The organism is Streptomyces sp. NBC_01431, assembly GCF_036231355.1.
Classification (GTDB): domain Bacteria; phylum Actinomycetota; class Actinomycetes; order Streptomycetales; family Streptomycetaceae; genus Streptomyces.
Genome location: NZ_CP109496.1, coordinates 3,485,565 through 3,510,249 on the forward strand (window position 1 = coordinate 3,485,565; position 24,685 = coordinate 3,510,249).

A 24,685-nucleotide genomic window follows, 5' to 3' on the forward strand; every position below is an offset into this window, starting at 1 on the left:
GGGTGTGGGGGCGGCGCCCCCACCCTCAGCCCTTGAAGCCCCGGTGCAGGGCGACGATCCCGCCGGTCAGGTTCCGCCAGGCCACCTTGGACCAGCCGGCCTCCCGGAGCTTGCCGGCGAGCTCCGGTTGGGCGGGCCACGCCCGGATGGACTCCGCGAGGTAGACGTACGCCTCCGGATTCGACGACACCGCGGTGGCGACCGGCGGCAGCGCCCGCATCAGGTACTCCGTGTACACCGTCCGGAACGGCTTCCACGTCGGCTGCGAGAACTCGCAGATCACCACGCGCCCGCCCGGCTTGGTGACCCGGTACATCTCCCGCAGCGCGCCCTCCGTGTCCTGCACGTTGCGCAGCCCGAAGGAGATGGTCACCGCGTCGAACGTGTCGTCGCGGAAAGGCAGCTTCGTGGCGTCGCCCGCCGTGAACGGCATGTGGGGGTGGCGCTGCTTGCCGACCCTGAGCATCCCGATGGAGAAGTCGCAGGGCACGGTGTACGCCCCGGCCGCCTCGAAGGGCTGCGACGAAGTGGCCGTGCCCGCCGCGAGGTCGAGCACCTTCTGCGTGGGCCGCGCGCCGACCGCCTTCGCGACCTCCTTGCGCCACAGCCTGGCCTGGCCGAGGGAGAGCACGTCGTTGGTGAGGTCGTAGTGTGCCGCGACGTCGTCGAACATCGAGGCGACTTCGTGCGGCTGCTTGTCCAGGGATGCGCGGGTCACCCACCCATTCAAGCAGTACGCGGCGCCCGGCCGGCTGCCCGGCCCTCACCGCCACAGGCGGGGCACGTACATTCGCCTTTCCGTGCCACGGGGGCGCGGATCACGAGAGCGGGGCACACGACATGCGGAGTTTCCTGAGGGTGCGGGTCGCGGGGGCCGCCGCCGTGGCCGCGCTGCTGTGCGCGGGGTGCTCCGCGGCCCAGGACGGGGCCCCGGCCGTCCCGGAAAAGCCCGTTCCGCCCGCGGCCCTGAACAGCGCGTACTCCCCCTACGTCAGCGCCACCACGGCCACGCCGACCGACGCCGTGGGCTTCCCGGCCGTCTACAACCTGGCCTTCGCCATCGCCCACGGCAACACCTGCCGGGCGGTGTGGGACGACGACACGGCCATCGTGGACCAGGACGTCAAGGACCGGGCGGCGGCGCTCAAGAAGTCGGGCGCCGCGGTGCGAGTGTCCTTCGGCGGCCAGGCCGGCAAGGAACTGGCGCTCACCTGCCGCACACCGGCCGAACTGGCCGCCGCCTACGGGACGGCACTGGACGCGGCGGGTTCCGCCGAGGCCGACTTCGACATCGAGGGCGCGGCGCTGACCGACACCGCCTCGCTCACCCGGCGCGCCGAGGCGATAGCCCTGCTCCAGAAGCAGCGCGCCCTCAAGGTGACCTTCACGCTGGCGGTGCTGCCGACGGGGCTCACGCCCCAGGGCACGGCTCTGCTCACGTCGGCCAAGGAGCACGGGGTGAAGATCTCGACCGTCAACATCATGACGATGGACTACGGTCCGTCGCTCCGCGGGGACATGGCCGACTACGCGGCGCGGGCCGCGACCGCCGCGCACGACCAGCTCCAGAAGGCCCTGGGGCTCTCCGACGCCGCCGCCTGGCAGGGGCTCGGGATCACGTCGATGATCGGCGTCAACGACGTCAAGGGCGAGACATTCACGCTCGGCGACGCCGCGAAGGTACGCAAGTTCGCCCAGGACAAGGGCGTGGGACGGCTCTCGCTGTGGGTGACGTACCGCGACCAGAAGTGCCCCACAAACGTCAACTCGGGGGTGGCCCAGGCCAGTTGCAGCGGCGTGGCCCAGCAGCCGGGTGATTTCGCGAAGGCGCTGTCAGGAAGCTGACCGGGCCGAGGCGGTCACCGGCGCCGGTGCAGCAGCCGCCCCCCGATGACGGTGGCGACACAGGTCACGGCCCCCCGCACGGCGAGAGCCGCCTCGTCCGGTACGTCGAAGACGGCGAGGCGGGCCGGGCCGCCCGCGGCGAGCGGGGAGAGGAAGGCGTTGGCCGGCGCGCCGCCGGCGAACGGGTCGAGAGCCGGCGGCCCCTCGGCGCCGACACTCGCCAGCACCTCAAGTCCCGCCCGCCGCACGGCAGTTCGCACCGTGGGGGTGGTGAGCGGCCCGGTCACCGCGACCACTCCGCGGGCCAGGAGCTTCTGGGTGCAGCGGCGGGCGCTGTTGCCGCGGCGCGCGTCACTCGGGGCGAGGTCCGCGAGCGCGGCCCCGGTGATCGGCTCGGCGCCGAGCTCGTCGGTCTCGAAGGTGTCGTCCGGGAAGTAGGTGTGCTCAAGCAGGACCGCGCCGTGCCGGTTGACCAGACCGGGCGTGAGCACACCGGGCCAGCGGCGGACGCGGGCGGCGGGGTGCCCGGCGGCCACCTCCTCGTATCGCCCGATCATCGCGATCCGGTCGCCGTCGACCAGGACCGCGCCGCCGGGGAGCTCAGTGGAGTCCCCGGTCAGCACGAGGTCGGCGGCGTGGATCGTCAACACCTCAGGAACACAGCCTCAGTTGGAGGCGAGGAGCTTCAGCTCCGGGTGGGCGGTGCCGCCCTCGATCGCGGTCGAGGAGATGTGCGACTGGACGCGCGTGTCGACCGGGTCGTTCGCCGGGTCGTCGTGCACGACGAGGTGCTCGTAGGTGGTGGCCCGCTGGGCCGGCACCCGGTCCGCCTTGCGGATCATGTCGATCATCTCGATGAGGTTGGAGCGGTGCTTGGCACCGGCCGACGAGACGACGTTCTCCTCCAGCATGACCGAGCCGAGGTCGTCGGCGCCGTAGTGCAGCGACAGCTGGCCGGCCTCCTTGCCGGTGGTCAGCCAGGAGCCCTGGATGTGGGCGACGTTGTCGAGGAAGAGCCGCGCGATGGCGATCATGCGGAGGTACTCGAAGAGCGTCGCCTGGGTGCGGCCCTTGAGGTGGTTGTTCTCGGGCTGGTAGGTGTACGGGATGAAGGCGCGGAAGCCACCCGTACGGTCCTGCACGTCGCGGATCATGCGCAGGTGCTCGATGCGCTCGGCGTTGGTCTCGCCCGTACCCATGAGCATGGTCGACGTCGACTCGACGCCGAGCCCGTGCGCCGTCTCCATGATCTCCAGCCAGCGCTCACCGGACTCCTTGAGCGGCGCGATCGCCTTGCGCGGCCGCTCGGGCAGCAGCTCGGCGCCGGCCCCGGCGAAGGAGTCGAGCCCGGCGGCGTGGATGCGCGAGATGGCCTCTTCCACCGACACCTTGGAGATGCGGGCCATGTGCTCGACCTCGGAGGCACCGAGGGAGTGGATGACCAGCTGGGGATACGCCTTCTTGATCGCCGAGAAGTGCTCTTCGTAGTACTCGACGCCGAAGTCGGGGTGGTGGCCGCCCTGGAACATGATCTGGGTGCCGCCGAGTTCGACGGTCTCGGCGCAGCGGCGCAGGATGTCGTCGAGGTCGCGGGTCCAGCCCTTGGCGGTGTCCTTGGGGGCGGCGTAGAAGGCGCAGAACTTGCACGCCGTCACGCAGACGTTCGTGTAGTTGATGTTCCGCTCGATGATGTACGTCGCGATGTGCTCGGTGCCCGCGTAACGGCGGCGGCGCACGGCGTCGGCAGCCGCGCCGAGCGCGTGCAGCGGCGCGGAACGGTACAGGTCGAGCGCTTCCTGCGGGGTGATCCGCCCACCCTCGGCTGCACGGTCGAGAACGGACTGAAGATCGGCCTTCTCAGTCACCGGGGGTGTCCCTTTCGGAGGGGTTGGAATCTGGCGGGTGCGGCGCGAAGCGCCTCGTTCAAGGTGGCGGTGGGAGACGGACGGACGGACCGATCCAGCGTACGCCAGCGGTGACGCGGGACCGAGCGGGGCCCGGGGGGCCGTCCACCCCACTTGAAGCTAACCGGCGTTTTGCTTGTCCAGCGTCCCCGTCGGCTTGCCCGCGGCCGTCTCCTGGGACTCGAAGCGGAGCTTGCCGTCGGGTTGCAGGGTGTACGTCATCGTCGCGGTGGCTCCCGTGCAGCCGATGGTCGACGGTTTCGAGGAGTCCGTGCGCTCGGTGATGTGCAGCACCTGCGCGGTGGCCGAGTCCAGCGTGCCGATGCCGTGGCACTCCAGCGGGCCGATCGCGGTGGTCGTGTGCACCACGTCCGCGCCCTTCGCGCCTTTGGTGATCACCGCCGTGTACGCGTATCCCGAGGTGCCGTTGTCCTGGGTGAGCACGCCCTTCCAGGTGCCGATGAACCCGCCGGGCACGTCGGCCAGTTGGCCACCGTCGGACGGCGTACCGGACGGCGAGTCCGACGGGGACGCCGTGTCCCCCGGCTGGTCGGATCCCGTCGGCTCCCCGTCGCCGGGCGGCTGCGCCGATTCGGTCGCCGGGCTGGACGCGGGCGGCTTCGCCCCCGTGTTGTTCGTGCTGCCCCCACCCGGCAGCAGGTCGAAGAGGAACGCCGCCCCGAGGGAGACCGCCGCCAGCGCGCCCGCCACCGCGAGGGCCACCGTGCAGCTGACCTTGCGTCCCTGGCCGCGTTCGCCCGGTTCGGCGGCGGTCGCGACGGAGAGCGCCACCCGGCGGCCCCGGTCGGCGCGGCCCGGGGGTTCCGTCGGCCGCGGGGGCGTACGCGGGCCGGGCAGCCCCGCCCCCTCGGCGCTCCCGTACGACGCGTCCGGCGGCCCGAACGCACCGGCCGCCGATCCGCCGAGCGAGGCCCCATCCGTGCCTCGCGCCCCCTCAACCGCCGCGCCGCCGAGCGGAGAACCAGACGCGCCTCGCGCATCCTCAACCGCCGGGCTGCTGAACGGGATTGGGCCGGAGGCTCGTATCGAATCCTCCGGCTCCAGGTCGAGCAGCCGTACCGCCGAGCGACTGACCTCCTCGACCAGCGGGCGCGGCAGCCAGCCGTCGTTCACCAGGGCCGCGGCTCCGGCCGGGGCGAGGCGGGCCGACAGTTCCGCCGGGGCCGGGCGGTCCGCCGGGTTCTTGGCCAGGCAGGCCGTCACCGATTCGCGCAGCTCGCCCGACAGCGCCGGGCCCAACTCCGGTTGCTCGTGCACCACCTTGTAAAGGAGCGCCGCCGATGAGTCGCCGGGGAAGGGCGGCTCGCCGGTCGCCGCGTAGGCGAGGACAGCACCGAGCGAGAACACGTCGGCCGCGCCGGTGACGCCCCGGCCGAGGATCTGCTCGGGCGACATGTAGCCGGGCGAGCCGATCGAGACGCCGGTCGCGGTGAGCGAGGCGGTGCCGTCGGTGGCGCGGGCGATGCCGAAGTCGATGAGGCGGGGGCCGTCGAGGGTGAGCAGCACGTTCGACGGCTTCACGTCGCGGTGGATCAGACCCAGCGCGTGAACCGCGCCCAGCGCCTCGGCGAGGCCCGCGCCCAGAACGCGTACCGCACGATCGGGCAGCGGGCCGTGGCCCGTTACGGCCTGGGTCAGCGAAGGGCCCGCAACATAGCCGGTCGCGACCCAGGGAACGGGCGCCTCCGGGTCCGCGTCCAGGACCGGCGCGGTCCAGGCGCCGCCCACCCGCCGGGCCGCCTCGACCTCGTGCCGGAAGCGGGCCCGGAACTGCTCGTCGAGCGCGAAGTGCGGATGCACCACCTTGACCGCGACCGTGCGGCCGCCCGCGCTGCGGCCCAGGTACACGCGGCCCATGCCGCCGGCCCCGAGCCGGCCGAGCAGCCGGTAGGCACCGATGCTCTGCGGATCGCCTGCTTCCAGCGGCTGCATCGACTGCATCGCGGTGCTCCCCCAACGCCAACCTGGTCAAGCCGGTCCGAGAGCAGCGTAGGGCCGCGCGTGCGCCGTATCACCCTCTATCGAGACTCATCCGATGCACAGCCCATAGAACCGAATGACGCATTCCGCACTCTTGACTGGCGTAGTCCGCAGGCAATCGCCCGAAGAATCGCCAAAAGGGCGCCCAAAGCGCCCCGCGCAGCACTGTCCAGACCCTCAGCCAGATCCACGGAGCCCCGCATGAACCGTCGCCGCCCGGCCGCCCTGCTCGCTGCCGCCGTCATCGGCTCGGTCGTGCTGGTCGCAGGCTGCTCGGACGAGGGCAAGCCGGTGAGCTTCGACTCCGGGGCGAGCAGCCCCTCAAGCAAGGCGTCGGCCTCGCAGGCCCCGCAGAAGAACGACCCCGCCTCCGCGAAGAACGGCGCGGCGGCACAGACGCTCCTGCCGACCGGCCCGAAGGCCGAGTTCACCACGCAGAGCACGCTCGCCGACGGCACCAAGATCGGCGTGGCCACGCTCCAGGGCGCGAAGTCCGGTTTCACCGGCAAGGTGTGGGTGTGGGCGCCGAAGCAGTACTTCGAGGACAAGTACAAGAACAGCGGCTTCCCGGTGCTCATCGCGCTGCCGGGAGGAAACGGCTATCCCAAGAACTACTGGATGGGCACCGACCTCAAGCTCCAGAGCAGCATCAGCGAGTGGTCGAAGACCGGTAAGAGCCTGCCGTTCATCGTCGTCATGCCGGTCCTCAACCCGGACGCGAAGCGCTACTACGACGGCAGCGACATCCCGGGCCAGCCGAAGATGGGCACCTGGATGACCGATGACGTACCGGACTTCGTGCAGGCCAACTTCCGCACCTTCAAGTCCCGCGACGGATGGGCGTTCATGGGCTCTTCGTCGGGCGGCTTCGTCGGCCTGAAGTCGGTGCTCAAGCGGCCCGACCGGTTCAAGGCCGTCATCGCCTCGGGCCCGGACATCGTGCCGGACTCCCCGCTGTGGGCGGGCCACGAGGCCGAGAAGCAGGCGAACAACCCGGAGAAGCTCGCCCAGGACCTCATCACCGCGAACGGCCCCGAGGTGGCCCTCGCCTTCCAGGTGGGCACGAAGGAGAGCGCCGTCGTCCCGAACGTGCAGAAGTTCATCGCCACGTACGGCAAGGGGCCGATCAAGACCCGCCTCCAGTTGATAGAAGGCGGCACCCACAACGCCCACACCTACGTGAAGGGCATGGGCGAAGGGACCATGGAGTGGATCAGTAAGCAGATGCTCGCCCCGGTCCCGTCCTCCTGACCCGTCGCGTTTTCCCGAGCGACCCGCGTCACGGAGCGACCCGCGTCACGGAGCGAGCAGCTCCACATTCACATCGGCGGGGAATCCGGTGGTCGGGCCGGTCCGGCGGGCGAACTCCCGTACTCCGTCGAGCTGTTGGGCCCCAAAGCGGAAGTCCAGCGTCGTGAAGTAGCGCTCCAGGAGCTCGGCGTCGAAGACCTCCCACCGTGCGGCCTGCTCGGCGACCTTGGTGACCTCCTCAAGGGACAGGTCGCGCGAGGCGAGGAAGGCCTCGTGCACCTGCTGTACAACGCGGGGCTCGCGGGCCAGGTAGTCCTTGCGGGCCGCCCAGACGGCGAAGACGAACGGCAGCCCCGTCCAGTCCTTCCACATCTGGCCGAGGTCGTGGACCTGGAGACCGAGCCGGGGCGCGTCGTGCAGCGAGGCCCGCAGCGCGGCGTCGCCGATCAGCACGGCCGCGTCCGCCTCCCGCATCATCAGACCGAGGTCGGGCGGGCACGTGTAGTAGTCGGGGCTCACCCCGTACCGCTCGGCGAGCAGCAGCTGCGCCAGGCGTACCGAGGTGCGCGAGGTGGACCCGAGCGCGACGCGCGCCCCGTCCAGGTTCTCCAGCGGGCGCTGCGAGACGATCACGCAGGACATGACGGGCCCGTCGCAGCCGACGGCAATGTCGGGGAAGGCGACCAGATCGTCCGCGTTGCGCAGGAACTCCACGAGGGTGATCGGTGCGATGTCGAGCTCGCCGCTCACCAGCTGTTCGCTGAGTTTCTCCGGGGAGTCCTTGGTCAGCTCCAGGTCGAGCAGCGTCCCGGTCCGTGCCAGGCCCCAGTACAGGGGCAGGCAGTTGAGGAACTGGATGTGGCCGACGCGCGGCCGGCCGCCGTTGTGCTGGGGGCTGGTTGAATTGTCCACATGGCGAGGCTAGACCCGTCCCACTCCGTGGACGGCGCCGGGCCCTCGCGCGGCGCTCTCTGGCCTGATCAGAGGCCTGCCAAACACATCGGGTCGCGTGATCTTTCCCTCTACCGCAGCACACATCCTGCGTGCTACGCTCAGCGCAAGTTGCAGTTTGGTTTCCCTTGCAGTACAGAGCCTGCGGAGCATGTAACCCGCAGGCTTTTGTAGTTTTCAGACTTGTTTGCAGGTTCTGGAGCAGGGCAACCCTTTGGCCCAAGGAGGGCTTATGGCTACCGGAACCGTGAAGTGGTTCAACGCTGAAAAGGGCTTCGGCTTCATCGCCCAGGACGGCGGCGGCCCGGATGTCTTCGTCCACTACTCCGCGATCAACGCGTCTGGTTTCCGCTCCCTGGAGGAGAACCAGGTCGTGAACTTCGACGTCACTCAGGGCCCGAAGGGCCCGCAGGCGGAGAACGTCACCCCGGCCTAACTTGCCCGGGTTGGCGATCGCTGACTTAGCAGTACCCAAGGAGCCCCCGTCCTTTTCGGACAGGGGCTCCTGCCTTTGCTCCCGAGGTCCGAGGTCCGAGGTCCGAGGTCGGCTAAGTCTGCTGGGTTTGCCGGGCCTGCTGCCCGTACAGCTCTTCGATCTCGGTCGCGTACCGCTCCAGAACGGCCTTCCTGCGCACCTTCAGGGTCGGGGTCAGCTCCCCGCGCTCCACCGTGAAGTCCTCGGGCAGCACGGCGAACGCGCGGATCCTGGCCGGGCGGGACACCTCGGCGTTGGCTTCCTCGACCGCCTCCTGGACCAGCGCGCGGACCTCGGCCGCACTGCGCCCGGACGCCGCCTGCCCGTCCACCGTGATCAGCGCGACCGGATACGGGCGCCGGTCCCCCACCATCACCGCGTGCGAGACGACCGGGGAGCGCTCGATGGCCAGTTCCCAGTGCGAGGGCGTCAGGTTCTTTCCGGCGGACGTGATGATCAGGTCCTTCTTTCGGCCCGTGATCAGGAGATAGCCGTCCGCGTCCAGCTCACCGAGGTCGCCGGTGTGCAGCCAGCCGTCCGCGTCCAGCGCGTCCGCAGTGCCCGGCTCGTTGGCGTGGTACCCGGGAAAGACCATCGGGCCCCGGGCCAGTACCTCGCCGTCGTACGCGATCTTCACTTCGCAGCCCTCGACCGGCCGGCCCACCGTGCCGTAACGCACCGCCCCCGGGTGGTTGAGCGAGATCACACCGGCGGACTCGGTCATTCCGTACCCCTCGAAGACGGCGATCCCACAGGCTCGCAGGAAGTCCAGGGTGGCCGGGTCGATCGGCGCCCCGCCGGTCAGCGCCGACCGCAGGCGGCCGCCGACAGCCGCCCTGACCAGGCTGAACAGGGACTGCTCGGCGGCCTCGTACTCGTCCTGCCGCTCGGGCGGAAGCTTGCCGTCCGCCCGAGGACGCCGATCGCGACCGCCGCTTCGAACCGCTCGCGGCCGCCCTCCTGTGCCTCGGCGAGCGAGCGCACCACCGAGTGGATCTTCTCGAACAGCCGCGGTACGGACGGCAGATGGGTCGGCTGTGCCTCGGCGAGCTCGCTCACCACGTCCTCGATCCGGCCGCCGAAGTAGCAGAGTTCGCCGCCGTACAGCAGGGTCGAGAACTGGATCAGCTGGGCGAGCAGGTGGGCCAGCGGCAGGTAGAGGTAGGTGCGGTCGCCGGGGCCGCCTTCGGTGAGGTGGAGCGTCGCGTCCTGGACGGCGCCCAGGTTCCCGTGGGTGAGCCGACAGCCCTTGGGCAAGCCGGTGGTCCCGGACGTGTAGACGAGCTCGGCGTCATCACCGGGCCGAACACTCGCGGACCGGGCCAACAGATCACCGAGCGACACGGAGCCCACGTCGGGGAACCCCGGGAACAGCGTGGCGGCACGGTCGCGGGTGGTACGGCCGCCGGTGGTAGCGTCGGCGATCACGGGGTCGCCGGTGGAACGGGCGCCGGTGACGCCGCCCCCACTCGCGCCATTTCCGGTGACGCCCTCCCGGCTCACGCCGCCCCCACTCGCACCGTCCCCGGTCACCCCATCCCCGCGCGTACCGTCCCCACTCGCACCGCCTCCCCGCACGCCGTCCCACGTCATCAGGAGTACGTGATCGAGGGCCGGCAGTTTCCCGCGTAGGCCCTCGATCCGGGCGGCCGTCCGGGGGTCTTCGCAGATGATGGCCTTCGCGGCGGAGTCGGCGAGGACCCAGGTCGTCTCCTCGGCGCCCGCCGTCGGATACACCGGCACCACGACCGCGCCCGCCGCCAGACAGGCCAGATGCGCATACGTCCACTCGGGGCGCGTCTCGGCGAGGATCGCCACCCGTTCGCCGGACTGGATGCCGAGCGCGAGCAGCCCGCGCGCGGTGCGGCGTACGGTGTCGCGCAGTTCGGCGTACGTGACCGAGACCCAGCCGCCGTCCGGGCCGCGGAACCGGAGGGCCGGCTGATCGGGATGGCTCCGCGCCGCCCACTCGGCGAACACGGCGAGCGTCTCGGGGCGCTGGTGCGGGCGCCGATGCGGGTTCTGGGGCGGACTCTGGGGGGTCATGACCCGACGGTAAGCACGGGGCGGCCCGCGCGGGATGACGGGAAGCGTCAGCCCGGCTGACCCCACCGCTCAACCCCGCTACCGTCGTTGACCATGGCGAAGCCGACGATCACCGTGCACCATGTGCGGGCCGTGCTGCGCGGCGCCGAGCGGCACGGCATCGACACCGTGCCGCTGCTCCAGGCGTCCGGGATCCCCCCGCTGCTGCTCGGCGACGACCGTGCGCGGGTCACCCCGGCCCAGTTCGCGCAGCTCTTCCGGGCCCTGTACCGGGCGACCGGGGACGAGTTCCTCGGGCTCGGCGCGGCACCCAGCCGGCCCGGCACCTTCGCGATGATGTGCTACGCGGCGCTGGGCTGCCGCGACCTCGGCGGGGCGATGCGGCGCGGCACCACGTTCTACGGCCTGTTCGCGCACGGCCCCGACCTCGGCCTCGAACTCGTGGGTACGGACGCGGTGTTCACCGTCCGCAACGATCTGGCGGGCCACGACGAGGACCGCTTCCTGACCGAGTGCCTCGTGATCATCTGGCACCGGGTGTGCAGCTGGCTGGTGGGCCGCCGCATCCCGCTGACCCGCGCCGCCTTCGGCTATCCGCCGCCCCCGCACAAGGACGAGTACGAGTCGCTGTTCGGCTGCCCGGTGCGGTTCGGGGACACCCGCACCGAGGCGGTGTTCGACGCGCGCTGGCTGACCGCACCCCTCGTACGCGACGAGGCGGCCCTTGACCAGATGCTGCGCCGCTCACCCTTCGAACTGCTGAGTCGGCGCGCGTACGGCACGACGGTCGGCGAGCAGGTGCGCCGGGCGCTGGCGGGCGCCCTGCGCGCCTCGCCCCGGCTGCCCACGCTCGACGAGACGGCCACCCGGCTCGCCATGTCCCCGGCGACCTTGCGCCGCCGGTTGGCACAGGAGGGAACGTCGTTCCAGCAGCTCAAGGACGCGGTGCGGCGCGATGCCGCGATCGCGGGGCTCGCCGAGGGCCGCGAGCCGATCACGGAGATCGCGGCTCGGCTCGGCTTCTCGGAGGACACCAGCTTCCACCGCGCCTTCCGCCGCTGGACGGGGACGACGCCCGGTTCCTATCGCCTGGGTCAGTGAAGGTGAGCGGTACGGTCAGCGCCGTACCTACCGGTCAGTCACTACCTTCTCCTCAACTGCCCGCGCCCCACAGGACCGTTGGGAGAGCCGCATGCACGTCCGTACCAGAGTCGCCGGTGCCATCACCGCCGCATTCCTCCTCTCGGCAGCCACCACCCCCACCGCATTCGCCGACGACACCCCGACCGCTTCGCCCGGGGACGTCGTCACCCAGTCCCCCACCGAGTTCCATCCGCTCCCGGGCCAGTGGACCAACACCCGCGCCTGGCACGTCACGTACCGTTCCACCACCGCCAAGGGCGGCCCGAACGTCGTGTCCGGGACGGTCATCGTGCCCAACGACGGCCGCACGGGCCGGCGCCCGCTCGTGACGTACGCCGTCGGAACGGTCGGGCTCGGCGACTCGTGTGCGCCGAGCGCCAACTTCCCGTACGGGACGGCCGTCGAGGCCACCCTGATCAACCAGGTCGTGCAGAAGGGCTGGGCGGTCGCGGTCACCGACTACGAGGGCCTCGGCACCCCCGGCGACCACACCTATACGGTCGGCCGGGCCGAGGGCACCGCCATGCTGGACGCGGCCCGCGCCGCCGAGCGCCTCGGCATCCCCGGCGTCGACGCCAACTCGCCCGTGGGGATCATGGGTTACTCGCAGGGCGGCCAGGCCGGCAGCTGGGCCGCCGAGCTGCACGACTCGTACGCCCCCGAGCTGAAGGTGAAGGGCACCGCGACCGGCGGCGTCCCAGCCGACCTCATGAAGGTCGCCGCCGCCAACGACGGCGGCCTCGGCTCCGGCCTCATCCTCATGGCGGCGGCGGGCCAGAACGCGGCCTTCCCCGAGCTGAAGCTGGACTCGTACCTGAACCCGGCGGGCAAGGCGCTGATCGACTACTTCAAAAACAACTGCGTGGCGATCGACTCGACGGTCGGCTCCTTCAAGCACATCACCGACCTGACCGTGCGAAACCCGCTCCAACAGCCGGACTGGCAGGCCAGGTTGGCCGAGTCCAAGCTCGGCACGCACCGCCCGGACGCCCCGGTCTACCTCTACCACGGCACGGTGGACGAGCTGATCCCGTACGCGGTGGGGCAGCAGCTGCGCGCCGACTGGTGCGCGAAGGGCGCGAACGTGGAGTGGCACGCACTGCCGCTGCTCGGCCACATCGGCGGGGTGACGGTCGGCGCGATCCCCGCCGCGAACTGGCTGGCAGACCGCTTCGCGGGCAAACCGGTCGGGGGCAATTGCTGAACTGCTGAGCGCGCACGTGACGAGCCCGCCCCCGCGACGACGGGGGCGGGCTCGTTGCGCGAGTACGGCTCCCGGCCCGTACCGGCGAGCCGCCCCCTTGGCCCGGGTACGGCTCACAACCCGTACCGGCGGGCGGATTCCTCCTGCTGGGCGAGGCGGTGCAGCGCGCGGAGGACCGGTTCGAAGAGGACGGTCGCGGCGACGGCGGTCTCGACCTTCTCCGCCTCCGAGGGGTGGGTCTCCACGAAGTCCAGGTCGCGCACGGCGGCCTGGTGCATCAACTCGGCGTAGGGCGCCATGAGTTCGGCGTCCCAGGCATAGCCGAGCCGGTTGAGCGTGGCCACGGCGACGATCAGCGCGCGGTGGTCCGGGGAGAGTTCGCCGAGCTCGCGGGCGGTGGACCAGCCGAGCGCCTGGAGCAGCCGGTCCACCTCGGTGCGGGCGGCCGCCACGGACGCGTCGTTGTCGTCGGGCCCGTGCGGCAGGGCCCAGAGGGCGGCGCCCAGGCGCATCGTACGGTCCAGGGAGTCGTCGTCGACGTACCCGATCACTTCCCTGGCGGCGGCCACGGGCAGGCGGCCGACCTCGATCAGGGCGCGGACGAGGCGGAGCCGGCGCAGATGGCTCTCGTCGTAGTCGGCCGTGGTCGCACCGACTTTGCGGCCGGGCGCGAGCATGCCTTGCCGCAGATAGTACTTGATCATCGCGGTGGAGACCCCGCTCCGCTCGCTCAACTCTGCCAGCCGCACCCCTTGCACCCTTCCTCGGATAACGCCATTATCCAAGATACGAGCCCGGATAACTCCCTTATCCAACAAGGGAGTTGTCCGACAGGGGAAGTCGTCCGCCGAGGAGCTGGAGGCACCATGTCCGCCAAGCCGACCGTGAACCGCACGACCGCCGCCGCCGAGGGCGACGTCGTGGTGCTGCTGATCGGGATGCGCGTCAACCACTTCTGGGCGGTGCACCAGTGGGTTCCGGTGGCTCTGGCCATGTTCCGCATGCTCGGCGAACTCACCAAGGACAAGAGCCGCGGCCTGCTCAGCCACGTCCTGCTCACCGCGTCGCCCCGTACGTATTACGTGGTCCAGTACTGGGAGTCCCAGGAAAAGCTGTACGCCTACGCGCACTCGCCGGAGATGTTCCACCACCGGGCGTGGGCGATCATCAACCGCAAGGAGCACAAGGGCAAGGCTCGCGGGCACGTGGGCCTGTGGCACGAGACGTACGTGGTGCCCGAGGGCTCGTACGAGTCGATCTATGCGGATATGCCGCCGTTCGGACTGGGGGCGGCGACGGGGGTCCTGCCGATCGAGAGCCGGGGCCGCCGCGCCGCCCAGCGCCTGGCCCACCGGAGCGGTGCGGGGGCGCGAGCGGCCAAGTAGCCGGGCGGCGGCGTGGGAGATGGGGGTCAGCTCTGCGCGCCGCGGCGACGGCAGGGCGGCGAGCAGCAGGCCCGCGCCTGTGGCCGGTGCGACCACGGCACCGCCCGCGGCACACGGCAGCGCGGATCCGGCGCCCGTGGCGACGGGCGGGGAAGCCGCCAACGGCTACCTCGCCGACGGCTTCACGGAGCGTGTGGCATTCGGCACACAGCCGATCCGGCCGACTTCGGTGGCGTCGGCAGTGCTCGACGGCTAGATTCGGCGTCCCGTGAGAACATTGCCCGCACATACTTTACCCACGGGTAGCACACAGCTCCCGGTGGCTTGATCTTGTGCACCCCTTCACCGGGGTGCCGTGGAGGTTTCACCATGGCCGAGCGCCGTTTGGCAGGCAGGCTCGGCGCATTGGACGGCCTGCGCCTCGTCGCCGCGTTGATGGTGGTCTGCTACCACTACCTCGCGCTGACGCGGCCCTGGGGGCACAACCCGGCGACGATCTTCCCGACCGTCCACAAGTTCGCCGAGTTCGGCTGGCTGGGCGTCGAGATCTTCTTCCTCGTCAGCGGATTCGTCATCTGCATGAGCGTGTGGGGCCGCACGCTGGGCGACTTCGCGGTCTCGCGGGTCTCGCGCCTGTTCCCCGCCTATTGGGTGGCGGTGCCGCTGACGGCGCTGGTGGTGAAGAAGTGGCCGGAGGTCACCTCCGTGCGCGGCTGGGACGACGTGATCGTCAATCTGACGATGGTTCAGGCCGGCAACAACACCCGCAACGTCGACGACGTGTACTGGACGCTGTTCGTGGAGCTCAAGTTCTACGTCCTGATGGCGATCGTCGTCCTGTGCGGGGTCACCTACCGCAACCTGCTCATCTTCTGCGGGGTGTGGACCGTGGCGGCCGCGCTGGCACCCAGCCTCGGCTTCCCCGCCCTGGCCGCCTTCGCGATGCCGCAGTACGCGCCGTTCTTCATCGCGGGCATCGCCTTCTACCTGATGCGGCGCTTCGGATCCAACGCCCTGCTGTGGGGCATCGTCCTGTTCCAGCTCCTGCTGTCCCAGCGCTACGTCCACTACCGCATCGCCAGCAACCTCGGCCGCGTCGCCGCCGACCACCTGCCCACCTGGCCGGTACGCCTGATCATCATCGCCGGGTTCGCCATGGTCGGCGCCATCGCCCTGGGCGCCTTCGACAAGATCCAGTGGAAGTGGCTCTCCACGGCGGGTGCGCTCACCTATCCGCTGTACCTGATCCACATGTTCATCGGTATGACCCTCATCCACCACTTCCGCAACAAGGTGCCCGCCCCCGTTCTCGTGGTGTCGGTGATCGCCCTGATGATGGCGGTCGCGTGGCTGATCCACCGCTTCGTCGAACGCCCCGTCGGCAAATGGATCCGCGACTCCATGAAGCGCGGAATCGCCGACGTACGCCTCAACTCCCCCGCCCGCCGGGGCTCCCGGCCGCGCACCACCATCCCCGCGGCGACCGCCGCCGAGGGTACGCAGCCCGAGCCGGTACCGGCGAACACGTTCAGCGGGGTCGGCACGCGATAGGGCCCTTCGGGGTTGCTGGAACGTCTGCGCGTCCGGCCCCACATCACAATCCGGTGGCCGTGTCCGAGGCGCGCGCAACTGCGGGCCGCCGGACACGCCAACGCCCGCACCCCCGGTAGGTGGGGCGCGGGCGTCTCAGGGGCGAGGTGCTCAGGCAGCGGCCGGGGCCGTCACCTTCTGCTCCGCCTCCCGCACGTCGTAGTCGTCGTCAACCGGCGAAAGGTGCACCGAGTTGAAGACATCCCGGTCCAGGATGTTCTCCCGGGCCGACACCACGACCGGGACCAGCGCCTGGCCCGCCACGTTCGTGGCCGTGCGCATCATGTCCAGCACCGGGTCGATGGCCATCAGCAGGCCGACGCCCTCCAGGGGCAGGCCCAGCGTGGAGAGGGTCAGGGTCAGCATGACCGTGGCGCCCGTCAGGCCCGCCGTCGCCGCCGAGCCGATCACCGAGACGAAGGCGATCAGGACGTAGTCGCCGATACCGAGGTGCACATCGAAGATCTGGGCGATGAAGATCGCGGCGAGCGCGGGGTAGATCGCCGCGCAGCCGTCCATCTTGGTGGTCGCGCCGAACGGCACCGCGAAGGACGCGTACTCCTTGGGCACACCGAGCCGCTCGGTGACCTTCTGCGTCAGCGGCATCGTGCCGACCGAGGAGCGGGAGACGAAGGCCAGCTGGATCGCGGGCCAGGCGCCCTTGAAGAACTGGAGCGGGTTGACCTTGGCGACGGTGGCGAGCAACAGCGGGTAGACGCCGAACATCACCAGGGCGCAGCCAATGTAGACGTCGGCGGTGAAGGTCGCGTACTTGCCGATGAGGTCCCAGCCGTAGTCGGCGATGGCGAAGCCGATGAGGCCGAGCGTGCCGAGCGGGGCCAGGCGGATGACCCACCACAGGGCCTTCTGGAGGAGTTCGAGTACCGCCTCGCTGAGCGTGAGGATCGGCTTGGCCTTCTCGCCGAGCTGGAGCAGCGCGATTCCGGCGACGGCCGCCATGAACACGATCTGCAGGACGTTGAGTTCGGTGAACGGCGTGATGATGTCCGTCGGGATGATGCCCGTCAGGAAGTCCAGCCAGGAGCCCGTGTGCTTGGGGAGCTTGCCGTCCTTCGGGGTGAGGCCGGTGCCGGCGCCCGGGTTGGTGAGCAGGCCGATCGCGAGGCCGATGGCCACCGCGATCAGCGACGTGATCATGAACCAGAGCAGCGTGCGCGAGGCGAGGCGGGCGGCGTTGTTCACCTTGCGCAGGTTGGTTATCGACACGAGGATCGCGAAGAAGACGAGCGGCGCGACGGCCAGCTTCAGGAGCTGGACGAAGATGCTGCCTATCTGCTCAAGGGTGTCCTTGAGCCAGCCGATGTCCTGGCTGCGGGCGAGCCAGCCGAGCAGGCCGCCGAGGACGAGGCCCGCGATGATCTGGGCCCAGAACGGGAACTTGGACGATATGGAGAAGCCGCGCTTGGGCTTCTCGTCGGTGGTCGCGGTGGACGCGGACACGGACACACTCCCGGGTGAGCGGAGACGGAGACGTTCGGGAAAGAGCGCGGCGCCCGTTCACAGAGGACTGGTCGGTGTGGACCTGTCACAGAAGGCTGGGGACACCGCCGCATGATGCCGGGGTCAGACCCCGCGGCAACAGACCGCGGACATGCAGCGGCAGAGGTCGACATGCAGACGCGCCACGAGCGGAACGGCGCCGCCGGTGGGGTGCTGGTGCACGGCTGCTGTCATCATGTCGAACACGTTAACACTTGAACTTTGAGAACCTCAAAGCAGTTCTTTTACCCATGCTGACCGGAATCCTGCTGCGAGGAGGCGGGACGCCGCTCGCCAACTGGCCGGGCCCGGCCGCGAGTCGGCCGGAGAACGACGACGGCCCCGTCCCGAAGCGGTGGCTTCGGGGCGGGGCCGTCGGAACGTGTGAGGTGCCTTACGACAGCAGCGCGACTACGCGGGTGCTACTGGACGAGACCGTCCTCCTGGGACCGGTTCGCCTCCAGCTTCGCCTTCGCGTTCTCGACCTTGCCGACGAGTTGCGCGGACATCGCGTCGCGCTGCTTGCGCAGGAGTACGAAGCTGAGCGGCGCCGAGACGACGAGCGCGAGCAGGATGACCCAGACGAAGTTGGAGTGGCCCAGGCCCTTGGGCAGCACACCGAACTGGACCAACAGGCCGACGAAGACCAGGCTGCCCATGAAGATCCCCACACGCAGCATGGTGTACCAGATGGTGGCGCTCGGCTTGGCGGCGTTCACGACTGACCTTCTCTCTACGGTGGATCCTGCCCGACTAGTGAAGCACGCCCGCAATTGGATCAATTCAGCGGGCGCGGCTCCCCGGGCACGGCCCCGGCGCGGGCGGCCCGGCTCAATCAGCCTCAGTGCAGCGGCAGCAGCATGATGATGTCGTCCCGGTCGTCGCCCTCGGCGACCCGGATCGCGCCGGGCACCCGCCCGACCTCCTTGTATCCGCACGAGCCGTAGAACCGGTCGACCCCGGTCCCGCCCCGGCAGGTGAGCCGGATCGCGTCGACGCCCTCGAAGCCGCGTACGGCATCGGCGGTCGCCTCCATCAGGTCGCGCCCGTATCCCTTGCCCTGATGGCCGGGGTGCACCATGACCGTGTACAGCCACACCCAGTGCTTCATCAGGCGGTGGGTGTTGTACGCGATGAACGCGGTGGCGGCGACCCGCCCGCCCTCGTCGTACCCGACGAGCAGCCGCATCCGCCCCTCGGCCATCGCCACGAAGTGCTTGACCAGTTCGGGACGGATGTCCTCGACGGAGACCGGCGGTACGAAACCGACGGCCCCGCCCGCGTTGGACACCTCGGCCCACAGGGCAAGGAGTCCGTCACGCAGGGCGGGGGTGAGCGGCGGGTCGAGCTGGAAGGTCAGTGCCACCGGGCCTCGCTCAGAAGCGCATCGGCTGCGGCGTCTCGCGCAGCCCCGCGTCCGGACCCGGGTACTCGCGGATGATCTCGTACCGCGTGTTGCGCTCTACGGGACGGAAGCCCGCCTCGCGGATGAGGTCGAGCAGGTCGTCCCGGGTCAGCTTGTTCGGCGTGCCGTAGTTGTCGGCGTCGTGCGTGATCTTGTACTCGACGACCGAGCCGTCCATGTCGTCGGCGCCGTGCTGGAGCGCGAGCTGGGTGGTCTGGAGGCCGTGCATGACCCAGAAGCACTTCACGTGCGGCACGTTGTCGAAGAGCAGCCGCGAGACCGCGAAGGTCTTCAGCGCCTCCGCGCCGGTCGCCATCGTGGTGCGCGCCTGGAGCTTGTTGCGGACCTTGCCGTCCTGCATGTCCACGAAGTCGTGCTGGTAGCGCAGCGGGATGAAGACCTGGAAGCCGCCGGTCTCGTCCTGGAGTTCACGCAGCCGCAGTACGTGGTCAACGCGGTGGCGCGGCTCCTCGATGTGCCCGTACAGCATGGTCGAAGGGGTTTTCAGGCCCTTCTCGTGGGCGAGGCGGTGGATGCGCGACCAGTCTTCCCAGTGCGTGCGGTGGTCCACGATGTGCTGGCGGACCTCCCAGTCGAAGATCTCCGCGCCGCCGCCGGTCAGCGATTCCAGACCGGCGTCGATGAGCTCGTCGAGGATCTCGGAGGCGGTGAGCCCGGAGATCGTCTCGAAGTGGTGGATCTCGGTCGCCGTGAACGCCTTGAGCCCGACGTTCGGCAGCGCCTCCTTGAGGGCTTTCAGCGAGCGCGGGTAATAGCGCCAAGGCAGCGTCGGGTGGAGCCCGTTGACGATGTGCAGCTCGGTGAGGTTTTCGTTCTCCATCGCCTTGGCGAGGCGGACGGCCTCCTCGATGCGCATCGTGTATGCGTCCTTCTCGCCCGGCTTGCGCTGGAACGAGCAGTACGCGCACGACGCCGTGCACACGTTGGTCATGTTGAGGTGACGGTTGACGTTGAAGTGGACGACGTCGCCGTTCATGCGCGTGCGCACCTCGTGGGCGAGCCCGCCGAGCCAGGCCAGATCGTCCGACGCGTAGAGCGCGATACCGTCCTCGCGGCTGAGCCGCTCACCGGCCCGGACCTTCTGCTCCAGCTCGCGCTTGAGTCCCGCGTCCATCAAGGCCGCCTCCCATACGTGTGTCTTTCAGGCTCCACCAAAGGTACGCCCCGGCCTACTCCGGAAGTTCCCCGACCCGGTTCTCCCACTTCGTGGAGAGCACGATCGTGGTGCGGGTGCGCGAGACGCCCTTGGTCGAGCCGAGCCGGCGGATCGTCTTCTCCAGGCCGTCCACGTCACCGGCCCGGATCTTGAGCATGTACGAGTCGTCGCCCGCGATGAACCAGCAGTCCTCGATCTCGGCGAGGTCGCGCAGGCGCCGGGCCACGTCCTCGTGGTCGGCGGCGTCGGAGAGCGAGATGCCGATCAGCGCGGTGACCCCGAGGCCGAGCGAGGCCGCGTCCACGGTGGCGCGGTATCCGGTGATGACCCCGGCCGTCTCCAGACGGTTGATGCGGTCGGTGACGCTGGGGCCGGAGAGCCCGACGAGCCGGCCCAGTTCCGCGTACGAGGCCCTGCCGTTCTCGCGCAGTGCCTGGATGAGCTGCCTATCGACGGCGTCCATATGCCTGAAGCCTTCCATTGTTCAGCGATACCGCGAGTTTACGTGTAGAATCTAAGGCATGCAGGGACGACACCCTGCGAATCATTCAGCTGTGTGGATAAATTTCCAGCAGATCAAAGACGATCTTTCAGGAGTTGTCACCGTGTACACGATCGAGATGGCCTACGCCCGGATGCGCGAGCTTCAGGACCTGGCCAACCGCTCTCGTGCCCACCAGCCGTCCTCGACGAAGCACCGCGCCCCCAAGCGCGCCGCCAAGAAGCGCTAATCCCCGCGGGAGCCTCCGAGTTCTCCCTCCCAACGGCGGTACAGGCCGTGCGGCACTCCTGCCGCATCCAGCACCCGCCCCGCGACGAAGTCCACCAGATCCTGGATGTGCGTCGCCCCCGCGTAGAACGCCGGAGAGGCGGGCAGCACCACGGCGCCCGCCTCGTCCAGTGTCACCAGATGCCTGAGCGTCTGACCGTTCAGCGGCGTCTCGCGCACCGCCACCACCAGCTTCCGCCGCTCCTTGAGCGTCACGCTCGCGGCCCGCTGCAACAGATCCTTCGAAAGCCCCAGCGCCACCCCGGCCACACAGGCCGTCGACGCCGGGACGATGAGCATCCCCTTCACGGGGTAGGAGCCCGACGAGGGCCCGGCGGACAGATCGCCCGCCGCCCAGTGCCGTACGTCCCGCGTGTCCACATCGAAGGCGTGCGGCTTCCCGTCCGCGCCCCGCGCCAGCCAGGCCCGCAGATCGTCCTGCCAGTGCGCGTCCCGGAACGCGATGCCGGTCTCGTCAAGCAGCGTGAGCCGCGAGGCCCGCGACACCACCAGGTCGACGCTCTCCCCCGCCGCGAGCAGCCCCCGCAGCACCGCCGCCGCGTACGGCGTCCCGGACGCGCCCGACACCCCGACGACCCAGGGGGTGCGCTGCTGACTGTGTACGTTCACATGCTCCACGTGTCCGAGCCTATCGGGGGGCGTGGGGGCGGGGCCGGGCCAGGTGTGGCTAGAGGGTCAGGCCCCGCACCAGGAGGTCGAGCAGCGCGCAGATGAACAGCGCGATCCCGATGAAGCCGTTGACCTGGAAGAAGGCCCGGTTGAGGCGGGACAGGTCGTGCGGCTTGACGAGGGTGTGCTCGTAGAGGAAGGCGGCGAGCACGATCAGCAGGCCGAGCCAGAAGAAGAACCCGGCGCCGGTCGCGAGCGCGTACCAGACCAGCAGCGCCATCGTGACGGAGTGGCAGCCGCGCGCCCCGTAGATCGCGGCCGGGATGCCGAACCGCGCCGGGACCGACTTCACGCCGTGGCCGCGGTCGGCCTCGACGTCCTGGCAGGCGTAGATCAGGTCGAAGCCGCCGATCCAGATGCCGATGGCGAGGCCGAGGATCACCGCGTCCCAGGACCAGGCGCCGGTGATCGCGATCCAGGCGCCGACCGGGCCCATCGCCTGCGCGATGCCGAGGATGGCCTGCGGGAAGTTGGTGAACCGCTTGCCGTACGGATAGACCACCATCGGGATCACCGCGACCGGGGCCAGCGCCAGACACAGCGGGTTGAGGGCCGCGGCCGCGCCGAGGAAGACGACCAGGGCGATGAGCGCGCCGGTCCACGCGGAGCGCACCGACATCGCGCCGGTGACCAGCTCGCGGCCCGCGGTGCGCGGGTTGCGGGCGTCGATCTCGCGGTCGATGATCCGGTTGCAGGCCATCGCGAAGGTGCGCAGGCCCACCATGGCGACGGTGACCAGGAGCAGCCGCTCCCAGTGGATGTTCTTGTCCAGCTGGAACATCGCGGTCAGCGCGGCGGTGTAGGCGAAGGGCAGCGCGAAGACCGAGTGCTCGATCATCACGAGCCGTAGGAAGGCCTTGGTGCGGCCCGGCTGCGGGACTGCTGCTGCGGAGGCGCTCACCGGAGTCCGTACTCCGGTTCATCCCCGCGGAGGCGGGGAAACCCGGCCTCCGCACCGCTGTTCTCCATCATCTGCCAGCACCTCACAGCCCGTATTCCTTCCAACGCTTCGTCACCCGTTCCGCGGTAGCCGCGTCCGACTCGACCATCGCGGGCCAGCCGCCGTCGCGCGTGTAGCCCTCCTCGGGCCACTTCGCGGTCGCGTCGATGCCCGCCTTGCCGCCCCAGAACTGCTGGTAGGAGGCGTGGTCGAGGTGGTCGACCGGGCCTTCGACGACGGTCAGGTCGCGGGCGTAGTCGGTGTTGCCGAAGGCCCGCCAGGACACTTCGTGCAGGTTGTGGACGTCGCAGTCGGCGTCCACGATCACGATCAGTTTGGTCAGCGACATCATGTGCGCGCCCCAGATCGCGTGCATGACCTTCTGGGCGTGCTTGGGGTACTTCTTGTCGATCGAGACGATCGCGCAGTTGTGGAAGCCGCCCGACTCCGGCAGGTGGTAGTCCACGATGTCCGGCACGATGATCTTGAGCAGCGGGAGGAAGAACCGCTCCGTGGCCCGCCCGAGCGGACCGTCCTCGGTCGGCGGCCGGCCGACCACGATCGACTGGAGCAGCGGGCGCCTGCGCATCGTCACGCAGTCGATCGTGAGCGCGGGGAACGGTTCCTGCGGGGTGTAGAAGCCGGTGTGGTCGCCGAACGGGCCCTCCGGCAGCATCTCGCCCGGCTCAAGCCAGCCCTCGATGACGACCTCGGCGTTGGCCGGGACCTGGAGCGGCACGGTCTTGCAGTCGACCATCTCGATCCGCTTGCCCTGGATGAACCCGGCGAACAGGTACTCGTCGATGTCGCCGGGCAGCGGCGCGGTGGAGGCGTACGTGACGGCCGGCGGGCAGCCGAAGGCGATCGCGACCGGCAGCCGCTCGCCCCTCTTGGCCGCCACCGCGTAGTGGTTGCGGCTGTCCTTGTGGATCTGCCAGTGCATGCCGATGGTGCGCTTGTCGTGGCGCTGGAGGCGGTAGAGGCCCAGGTTGCGCACGCCCGTCTCGGGGTGCTTGGTGTGGGTGAGACCCAGGTTGAAGAAGGAGCCGCCGTCCTCGGGCCAGGTGAACAGCGCGGGCAGTTGGTCGAGGTCGACGTCGTCGCCGGTGAGCACGACCTCCTGGACGGGCGCGCTCTCCTGCTTCACCTTCTTCGGCGGCACGTGCACCATCGAGCCAAGCTTGCCGAAGGCCTCCCGGACCCCGACGAACCCCTGCGGCAGCTCCGGCCTGAGCAGCCCGCCGATCTTGTCGCTGATCTCCTCGTACGACTTCAGCCCGAGCGCCTTGAGCAGGCGGCGGTCGGTCCCGTACACGTTCATCGCGAGCGGCATGGCGGCGCCCTTGACGTTCTCGAACAGGAGCGCCGGGCCGCCGGCCTTGTTGACCCGGTCGACGATCTCGCCGACTTCGAGGTGCGGGTCGACTTCGGCCTTGATGCGCTTGAGGTCGCCCTCGCGCTCCAGCGCCCTGAGCAGCGAGCGGAGATCGTCGTAAGCCATGGGGTCAAGTATCGGGCACCCGATACCCTGGGCCGGTCACCGGGGCCGAGGCACGGCCCGCAACCGCTCCCGGGGGGACCGTCACGCCATGCTCAGGTATCTGCCGTTCCTGCTGGTCCTGGCGCTGTGGATCTACGCGTTCATCGACTGCCTGAACACTCCGGAACAGGACGTCAAAGGCCTGCCCAAGGTGGCGTGGATCATCGTCGTGCTGCTCTTCGGCGAGGTCCTCGTCGGCCCGGTCGCCTGGCTGCTGGCGGGCAAGGTGCGGCGCGCGCCCGCGCGGTACGTCGCGCCCGATGACAACCCCGAGTTCCTGGCGTCGCTGAACAAGGACGTGGACCGGGACGAGCCGTAGGGCCACCGCGCCTCGCGGACGCCGCTACGAGCGGTCGACGTAGACGTCCCTCAGCTCCTGCCACCGCTCCTTCGACCAGGACGACCAGTCCTTGGGGCGGCCGTCCAGCGCGTCGGCGAGGAACTCGAAGTGGTTGTGCCAGCCGGCGAGGCAGTCCAGGCGCAGCGTCTCGCTGCCGGGGAACTCATTGGTGAACCGGACGACCGTGCCGTGCGCGCCCTCCGGTTCAAGGTGGAAGCGGATGCGGCCGTGCAGGTCGATGGTGTACTCGGCGACGTGCTCGGGGTCCCAGGCCGTGACGGTCCCGCTGTGCACCCCGTCGCCCTCGTCGTTCAGCCAGCGCAGCGTGACCGCGCCGTCGAGCCGGGGTTCGAGGACATCGGCGGCGGCGAGCCAGCCGGGCAGTCCCCCGGGCGTCGCGACGGCCGCCCAGACCTGGTCAACGGGGTGTGGCAGATGGAGCTCGTAGTGGAGCAGCCAGGCCCCGTCCTCGAACGCGCTGGTGCCATAACCAAGAGACTCGGTCATGGCACCAGTGTCTCTCCGCAGA

27 protein-coding genes are annotated in these 24,685 nt (G+C 69.9%); 10 read left to right on the plus strand and 17 right to left on the minus strand.

The window, feature by feature from the left end:
* Window positions 1-25 precede the first annotated feature (25 nt).
* Window positions 26-718: a demethylmenaquinone methyltransferase gene (locus OG522_RS15945; RefSeq protein WP_329463634.1), complete on the minus strand. Its 693-nt coding sequence runs from the start codon at window positions 716-718 to the stop codon at window positions 26-28.
* Window positions 719-840: 122 nt separating this feature from the next.
* Between OG522_RS15945 and OG522_RS15950 the strand changes: the two genes are divergently transcribed.
* A complete protein-coding gene (locus OG522_RS15950; RefSeq protein WP_329463635.1) occupies window positions 841-1,845 on the plus strand; it encodes a chitinase in 1,005 nt (334 codons plus the stop codon).
* 14 nt (window positions 1,846-1,859) lie between these two features.
* Here the strand turns inward: OG522_RS15950 and OG522_RS15955 are convergent, their stop codons facing one another.
* From OG522_RS15955 to OG522_RS15965, 3 genes are all read right to left on the minus strand, one after another.
* Complete coding sequence (locus OG522_RS15955; protein WP_329463636.1) at window positions 1,860-2,495, minus strand: imidazolonepropionase-like domain-containing protein; 636 nt, start codon at window positions 2,493-2,495, stop codon at window positions 1,860-1,862.
* 15 nt (window positions 2,496-2,510) lie between these two features.
* Complete coding sequence (mqnC, locus tag OG522_RS15960) at window positions 2,511-3,710, minus strand: cyclic dehypoxanthinyl futalosine synthase (protein WP_329463637.1); 1,200 nt, start codon at window positions 3,708-3,710, stop codon at window positions 2,511-2,513.
* Window positions 3,711-3,869: 159 nt separating this feature from the next.
* Window positions 3,870-5,702 (minus strand): serine/threonine-protein kinase, encoded by a 1,833-nt coding sequence (locus tag OG522_RS15965; protein WP_329467609.1) that lies wholly within the window; start codon window positions 5,700-5,702, stop codon window positions 3,870-3,872.
* A gap of 249 nt (window positions 5,703-5,951) precedes the next feature.
* On the opposite strand from OG522_RS15965, the gene OG522_RS15970 reads away from it, so the two are divergent.
* Complete coding sequence (locus OG522_RS15970; protein WP_329463638.1) at window positions 5,952-7,001, plus strand: alpha/beta hydrolase; 1,050 nt, start codon at window positions 5,952-5,954, stop codon at window positions 6,999-7,001.
* A gap of 45 nt (window positions 7,002-7,046) precedes the next feature.
* Here OG522_RS15970 and OG522_RS15975 read toward each other — a convergent pair whose 3' ends face one another.
* Window positions 7,047-7,913 carry a menaquinone biosynthetic enzyme MqnA/MqnD family protein gene (locus tag OG522_RS15975; RefSeq protein WP_329463639.1) on the minus strand — a complete coding sequence of 289 codons (867 nt, stop codon included), beginning with the start codon at window positions 7,911-7,913 and terminating at the stop codon, window positions 7,047-7,049.
* A gap of 271 nt (window positions 7,914-8,184) precedes the next feature.
* On the opposite strand from OG522_RS15975, the gene OG522_RS15980 reads away from it, so the two are divergent.
* Window positions 8,185-8,388 (plus strand): cold-shock protein, encoded by a 204-nt coding sequence (locus tag OG522_RS15980; RefSeq protein WP_003967102.1) that lies wholly within the window; start codon window positions 8,185-8,187, stop codon window positions 8,386-8,388.
* Window positions 8,389-8,500: 112 nt separating this feature from the next.
* Here the strand turns inward: OG522_RS15980 and OG522_RS15985 are convergent, their stop codons facing one another.
* The gene (locus OG522_RS15985; RefSeq protein WP_329467610.1) at window positions 8,501-9,280 is read right to left on the minus strand and encodes an AMP-binding protein; all 780 of its coding nucleotides are present in this window, start codon (window positions 9,278-9,280) and stop codon (window positions 8,501-8,503) included.
* On the minus strand, window positions 9,229-10,473 hold the full coding sequence (locus OG522_RS15990; RefSeq protein WP_329463640.1) for an AMP-binding protein: 1,245 nt from the start codon (window positions 10,471-10,473) through the stop codon (window positions 9,229-9,231). The genes OG522_RS15985 and OG522_RS15990 overlap by 52 nt, the downstream gene beginning before the upstream one ends.
* A gap of 93 nt (window positions 10,474-10,566) precedes the next feature.
* Here OG522_RS15990 and OG522_RS15995 point away from each other — a divergent pair, with 93 nt between their 5' ends.
* Window positions 10,567-11,574, plus strand: a complete 1,008-nt coding sequence (locus tag OG522_RS15995) for an AraC family transcriptional regulator (RefSeq protein ID WP_329463641.1) — start codon at window positions 10,567-10,569, stop codon at window positions 11,572-11,574.
* 91 nt (window positions 11,575-11,665) lie between these two features.
* Window positions 11,666-12,820 carry a lipase family protein gene (locus OG522_RS16000; RefSeq protein ID WP_329463642.1) on the plus strand — a complete coding sequence of 385 codons (1,155 nt, stop codon included), beginning with the start codon at window positions 11,666-11,668 and terminating at the stop codon, window positions 12,818-12,820.
* 113 nt (window positions 12,821-12,933) lie between these two features.
* Here OG522_RS16000 and OG522_RS16005 read toward each other — a convergent pair whose 3' ends face one another.
* Window positions 12,934-13,569 carry a MerR family transcriptional regulator gene (locus tag OG522_RS16005; protein WP_329463643.1) on the minus strand — a complete coding sequence of 212 codons (636 nt, stop codon included), beginning with the start codon at window positions 13,567-13,569 and terminating at the stop codon, window positions 12,934-12,936.
* 117 nt (window positions 13,570-13,686) lie between these two features.
* Between OG522_RS16005 and OG522_RS16010 the strand changes: the two genes are divergently transcribed.
* The 3 genes from OG522_RS16010 to OG522_RS16020 all read left to right on the plus strand — a co-directional run bounded on the left by OG522_RS16010 (window position 13,687) and on the right by OG522_RS16020 (window position 15,756).
* Complete coding sequence (locus OG522_RS16010) at window positions 13,687-14,205, plus strand: DUF4188 domain-containing protein (RefSeq protein WP_329463644.1); 519 nt, start codon at window positions 13,687-13,689, stop codon at window positions 14,203-14,205.
* A gap of 19 nt (window positions 14,206-14,224) precedes the next feature.
* Window positions 14,225-14,461 (plus strand): hypothetical protein, encoded by a 237-nt coding sequence (locus OG522_RS16015; RefSeq protein WP_329463645.1) that lies wholly within the window; start codon window positions 14,225-14,227, stop codon window positions 14,459-14,461.
* A 113-nt stretch (window positions 14,462-14,574) separates the two neighbouring features.
* Complete coding sequence (locus OG522_RS16020; protein ID WP_329463646.1) at window positions 14,575-15,756, plus strand: acyltransferase family protein; 1,182 nt, start codon at window positions 14,575-14,577, stop codon at window positions 15,754-15,756.
* A gap of 150 nt (window positions 15,757-15,906) precedes the next feature.
* Here OG522_RS16020 and OG522_RS16025 read toward each other — a convergent pair whose 3' ends face one another.
* From OG522_RS16025 to OG522_RS16045, 5 genes are all read right to left on the minus strand, one after another.
* Window positions 15,907-17,256: a dicarboxylate/amino acid:cation symporter gene (locus OG522_RS16025; protein WP_329463647.1), complete on the minus strand. Its 1,350-nt coding sequence runs from the start codon at window positions 17,254-17,256 to the stop codon at window positions 15,907-15,909.
* Window positions 17,257-17,717: 461 nt separating this feature from the next.
* Complete coding sequence (locus OG522_RS16030) at window positions 17,718-18,014, minus strand: DUF4229 domain-containing protein (RefSeq protein WP_329463648.1); 297 nt, start codon at window positions 18,012-18,014, stop codon at window positions 17,718-17,720.
* A 122-nt stretch (window positions 18,015-18,136) separates the two neighbouring features.
* Entirely contained in the window at window positions 18,137-18,661 is a 525-nt protein-coding gene (locus OG522_RS16035) for a GNAT family N-acetyltransferase (protein WP_329463649.1), read from the minus strand.
* A 10-nt stretch (window positions 18,662-18,671) separates the two neighbouring features.
* Entirely contained in the window at window positions 18,672-19,835 is a 1,164-nt protein-coding gene (gene mqnE / locus OG522_RS16040; protein ID WP_329463650.1) for an aminofutalosine synthase MqnE, read from the minus strand.
* Window positions 19,836-19,890: 55 nt separating this feature from the next.
* Window positions 19,891-20,340 (minus strand): Lrp/AsnC family transcriptional regulator, encoded by a 450-nt coding sequence (locus OG522_RS16045; protein ID WP_329463651.1) that lies wholly within the window; start codon window positions 20,338-20,340, stop codon window positions 19,891-19,893.
* Between the two features lie 142 nt (window positions 20,341-20,482).
* Here OG522_RS16045 and OG522_RS16050 point away from each other — a divergent pair, with 142 nt between their 5' ends.
* The gene (locus OG522_RS16050) at window positions 20,483-20,608 is read left to right on the plus strand and encodes a hypothetical protein (RefSeq protein ID WP_329467892.1); all 126 of its coding nucleotides are present in this window, start codon (window positions 20,483-20,485) and stop codon (window positions 20,606-20,608) included.
* Here OG522_RS16050 and OG522_RS16055 read toward each other — a convergent pair.
* The 3 genes from OG522_RS16055 to OG522_RS16065 form a co-directional block, all read right to left on the minus strand.
* Window positions 20,605-21,285 (minus strand): UbiX family flavin prenyltransferase, encoded by a 681-nt coding sequence (locus OG522_RS16055; protein WP_443074707.1) that lies wholly within the window; start codon window positions 21,283-21,285, stop codon window positions 20,605-20,607. The two genes, OG522_RS16050 and OG522_RS16055, sit on opposite strands and share 4 nt — an antisense overlap.
* 49 nt (window positions 21,286-21,334) lie before the next feature.
* Window positions 21,335-22,237 (minus strand): menaquinone biosynthesis prenyltransferase MqnP, encoded by a 903-nt coding sequence (gene mqnP, locus OG522_RS16060; RefSeq protein ID WP_329463652.1) that lies wholly within the window; start codon window positions 22,235-22,237, stop codon window positions 21,335-21,337.
* A gap of 82 nt (window positions 22,238-22,319) precedes the next feature.
* Window positions 22,320-23,777, minus strand: a complete 1,458-nt coding sequence (locus OG522_RS16065; RefSeq protein ID WP_329463653.1) for a menaquinone biosynthesis decarboxylase — start codon at window positions 23,775-23,777, stop codon at window positions 22,320-22,322.
* Window positions 23,778-23,865: 88 nt separating this feature from the next.
* Between OG522_RS16065 and OG522_RS16070 the strand changes: the two genes are divergently transcribed.
* A complete protein-coding gene (locus OG522_RS16070) occupies window positions 23,866-24,135 on the plus strand; it encodes a PLD nuclease N-terminal domain-containing protein (RefSeq protein WP_329463654.1) in 270 nt (89 codons plus the stop codon).
* Between the two features lie 24 nt (window positions 24,136-24,159).
* On the opposite strand, the gene OG522_RS16075 is transcribed toward OG522_RS16070, so the two are convergent.
* Entirely contained in the window at window positions 24,160-24,663 is a 504-nt protein-coding gene (locus OG522_RS16075; protein WP_329463655.1) for an SRPBCC domain-containing protein, read from the minus strand.
* Between the last annotated feature and the right edge of the window lie 22 nt (window positions 24,664-24,685).

What these genes read in the sequence shown, in the direction of transcription:
- OG522_RS15950 (WP_329463635.1), top strand. Translation starts at nt 841, where the DNA reads ATGCGGAGTTTCCTGAGGGTGCGGGTCGCGGGGGCCGCCGCCGTGGCC.
- OG522_RS15965 (WP_329467609.1), bottom strand. Translation starts at nt 5,702, where the DNA reads ATGCAGCCGCTGGAAGCAGGCGATCCGCAGAGCATCGGTGCCTACCGG.
- OG522_RS15970 (WP_329463638.1), top strand. Translation starts at nt 5,952, where the DNA reads ATGAACCGTCGCCGCCCGGCCGCCCTGCTCGCTGCCGCCGTCATCGGC.
- OG522_RS15980 (WP_003967102.1), top strand. Translation starts at nt 8,185, where the DNA reads ATGGCTACCGGAACCGTGAAGTGGTTCAACGCTGAAAAGGGCTTCGGC.
- OG522_RS15990 (WP_329463640.1), bottom strand. Translation starts at nt 10,473, where the DNA reads ATGACCCCCCAGAGTCCGCCCCAGAACCCGCATCGGCGCCCGCACCAG.
- OG522_RS15995 (WP_329463641.1), top strand. Translation starts at nt 10,567, where the DNA reads ATGGCGAAGCCGACGATCACCGTGCACCATGTGCGGGCCGTGCTGCGC.
- OG522_RS16000 (WP_329463642.1), top strand. Translation starts at nt 11,666, where the DNA reads ATGCACGTCCGTACCAGAGTCGCCGGTGCCATCACCGCCGCATTCCTC.
- OG522_RS16010 (WP_329463644.1), top strand. Translation starts at nt 13,687, where the DNA reads ATGTCCGCCAAGCCGACCGTGAACCGCACGACCGCCGCCGCCGAGGGC.
- OG522_RS16015 (WP_329463645.1), top strand. Translation starts at nt 14,225, where the DNA reads ATGGGGGTCAGCTCTGCGCGCCGCGGCGACGGCAGGGCGGCGAGCAGC.
- OG522_RS16020 (WP_329463646.1), top strand. Translation starts at nt 14,575, where the DNA reads ATGGCCGAGCGCCGTTTGGCAGGCAGGCTCGGCGCATTGGACGGCCTG.
- mqnE (WP_329463650.1), bottom strand. Translation starts at nt 19,835, where the DNA reads ATGGACGCGGGACTCAAGCGCGAGCTGGAGCAGAAGGTCCGGGCCGGT.
- OG522_RS16045 (WP_329463651.1), bottom strand. Translation starts at nt 20,340, where the DNA reads ATGGACGCCGTCGATAGGCAGCTCATCCAGGCACTGCGCGAGAACGGC.
- OG522_RS16065 (WP_329463653.1), bottom strand. Translation starts at nt 23,777, where the DNA reads ATGGCTTACGACGATCTCCGCTCGCTGCTCAGGGCGCTGGAGCGCGAG.
- OG522_RS16070 (WP_329463654.1), top strand. Translation starts at nt 23,866, where the DNA reads ATGCTCAGGTATCTGCCGTTCCTGCTGGTCCTGGCGCTGTGGATCTAC.
- OG522_RS16075 (WP_329463655.1), bottom strand. Translation starts at nt 24,663, where the DNA reads ATGACCGAGTCTCTTGGTTATGGCACCAGCGCGTTCGAGGACGGGGCC.